General features: G+C 62.9%; 3 protein-coding genes. All 3 read left to right on the top strand.

The features are described 5' to 3' along the window. Window positions 1-570 (top strand): amino acid permease (locus VMR03_RS12295; RefSeq protein WP_325405612.1); only part of this gene is annotated, 570 nt, incomplete at its 5' end. Window positions 571-682: 112 nt separating this feature from the next. Beyond that, window positions 683-2,062, top strand: a complete 1,380-nt coding sequence (locus VMR03_RS12290) for a glutamine synthetase family protein (RefSeq protein ID WP_325405610.1) — start codon at window positions 683-685, stop codon at window positions 2,060-2,062. Next, window positions 2,062-2,838 (top strand): aldehyde dehydrogenase family protein (locus VMR03_RS12285; protein ID WP_325405608.1); only part of this gene is annotated, 777 nt, incomplete at its 3' end. The genes VMR03_RS12290 and VMR03_RS12285, both read left to right, overlap by 1 nt.

Below are 2,838 nucleotides of genomic sequence, written 5' to 3'. Positions count from 1 at the left end.
TGCGGTCTGGCGACGGTGACCTCCGCTTCGCGCATGATCTTCGCCTTCTCGCGCGACGGCGGCCTGCCCTTCTCCAAGTTGCTCGCCAAGGTCTCGCCAACGCGCCGGACACCGGTGGCGGCGATCTGGACTGGAGCGACGCTGGCCGTGCTCTTCGTCTGGGGCTCGACCGTCGTCTCCATTGCCGGCACGTCGGCCTATACCATCGTCGTGTCCTGCACGGTCATCTTCCTCTTCTTCTCCTTCGCGATCCCGATCACGCTCGGTCTCTTCGCCTATGGGACGTCGAAGTGGCCGAAAATGGGTCCGTGGAACATCGGCCGCGGCGCCTATTCTCTCGTTGCACTGCTCTCGATCGCGTCGATCATCCTGATCTTCGTCATCGGCGTGCAGCCGCCGAACGACTGGGCGCTCAACATCACCGTCGGCTTCCTGATCGTGACCGCCATCATCTGGGTCGCTTTCGAAAACCGGCGCTTCCAGGGTCCGCCGACCGGCGACCTGATTGCTGAACGTCTTGCCAACATCAAGGCCGCCGAAGCCGCAGTCGGCGAAACGACGAAAGTCTGACGTTCCACGTCCAGCCGTAGAAGAGGGCGTCAGGTCTATCGGCCTGACGCCCTTGCCGGTTCAAGCGGAGGCGGAGCAAGACCGTCGCGCAAGATCAATGGAGTTCCTTCGAATGCTTCAGTCCCTTCCCGGAAAACTTACCCTGGACCAACTTTCCGATCTCGTCAGCGCGGGCGACATCGACACCGTCGTCATGGCGATGCCCGACATGCAGGGCCGCCTGGTCGGCAAGCGCATGCAGGCCGGCTATTTCCTCGACACCGCGGTGCATGAAACCCACGCCTGCAATTACCTGCTGACCGTCGACACCGACATGGAGCCCGTGCCCGGCTACAAGGCCGCGAGCTGGGCGCAGGGCTATGGCGATTTCGTGCTGAAGCCGGATCTCGGGACGCTCAGGCGTATCCCCTGGCTGCCCGGCACCGCCCTCGTCCTCTGCGACACGCTCGACCACCACGGCGAGGATGTGCCGCACGCGCCGCGCGCGATCCTCAAAAAGCAGTTGAAGCGTCTCGCCGCCACCAAGATGCGCGCGATGACCGCTTCCGAACTCGAATTCTATCTCTTCGACGAAACCTACGAAGCGGCGCATGAGAAGCACTACAAGGGCCTCAAGACCGCCAACTGGTACATCGAGGACTATCACGTTCTCGGCACGACCAAGGAAGAAGGGATCATGCGGGCGATCCGCAACGGTCTCGAAGGCGCGGGCATTCCGGTCGAGAACTCGAAAGGCGAATGGGGCCCCGGTCAGGAAGAGATCAACATTCGCTACGCCGAGGCGCTGGAAATGGCCGACCGGCACGTGATCCTGAAAAACGGCATCAAGGAGATCGCCCATCTGCACGGCAAGGCCATCACCTTCATGGCCAAGTGGAACTACGCGTTGGCGGGCTCGTCCTGCCATATCCACGTCTCGCTCTGGGACGACGCAGTCAAGGACGCGCTCTTCTACGACGACAAGAGCAAGGTTCACGGGCTGTCCGCGCTCGGTCAGCAATTCCTGGCCGGCCAGATCGCCCATGCGAAGGAAATGACCTATTTCCTGGCGCCCAACATCAATTCCTATAAGCGTTTCGTGAACGGCACCTTCGCGCCGACCAACATCGTCTGGTCGAACGACAACCGGACCGCCGGCTTCCGCCTTTGCGGCCACGGGAAAAGCCTGCGCGTCGAGTGCCGCATCGGTGGCGCCGACGTGAACCCCTATCTCTCCTTTGCCGCGCTGATCGCCTCCGGTCTCGACGGCATCGAGAAGAAGCTGACGTTGGAGCCGGAATTCTCGGGCGACGCCTATGTCGGCGAGGGCATTCCCTCCCTGCCGAAAAGCCTTCGTGACGCACTGACCGAACTCGAAAACTCGGCTACTCTCCGCGCCGCGCTTGGCGACGAGGTCGTCGAACATTATCTCCACACCGGCCGCTGGGAGCAGTTCGAATACGATCGCCGGGTCACGGATTGGGAAGTCATGAGAGGTTTCGAGCGCGGATAATGGCTGAAACGCTGAAGGTAATTACGCCCGTCGACGGGAGTGTCTATGTCGAGCGTCCCCTCGCCACATGGCGGGAAGTGGACGAAGCCTTGTCCGAAGCCAGGCGCGCCCAGGCCGCCTGGAAACTCGTCCCGATCCACGAACGCGCGGCGCTGGCGCTGCGCTTCGTCGAAGCCTTCGTGGCGATGAAGGACGAAGTCGTGCCGGAGCTCGCCTGGCAGATGGGCCGCCCCATCGCCTATGGCGCGGGCGAAGTGCGCGGCTTCGAGGAACGGGCGCGGTACATGGTCGGCATCGCCGCCGATGCGCTTGCCGATATCGATGTCGGGCCGAAGGAAGGCTTCGATCGCTGGATCCGGCGCGATCCGCTGGGCGTGGTGCTTGCCGTCGCCGCCTGGAACTATCCCTATCTCATCTCGGTCAACGTCGTCGTTCCCGCGATCATGGCGGGCAATGCGGTCATCCTGAAACATTCGGGCCAGACGCCGCTTTGCGCCGAACGCTTCGCGCAAGCCTTCGAGAAGGCCGGCGCGCCGGACGGGCTCTTCCAGGCGATCCACATGAGCCACGAGATGACGGAGAAGACGATCGGCGATCCACGCGTCGATTATGTCGCCTTCACCGGGTCTGTCTCAGGCGGTCACGCCGTGGTGAAGGCCGCGTCGGGTCGCTTCATCAATGTCGGTCTCGAACTCGGCGGCAAGGACCCGGCCTATGTCCGCGCCGATGCGAACCTTCCCTTCGCGATCGAAAATCTCGTCGATGGCGCCTTCTTC

This window comes from Parvibaculum sp. (genome assembly GCF_035511255.1).
Classification (GTDB): Bacteria; Pseudomonadota; Alphaproteobacteria; order Parvibaculales; family Parvibaculaceae; genus Parvibaculum.
This window is presented reverse-complemented; position numbering and strand designations above follow the sequence as displayed.

What these genes read in the sequence shown, in the direction of transcription:
- VMR03_RS12290 (WP_325405610.1), top strand. Translation starts at nt 683, where the DNA reads ATGCTTCAGTCCCTTCCCGGAAAACTTACCCTGGACCAACTTTCCGAT.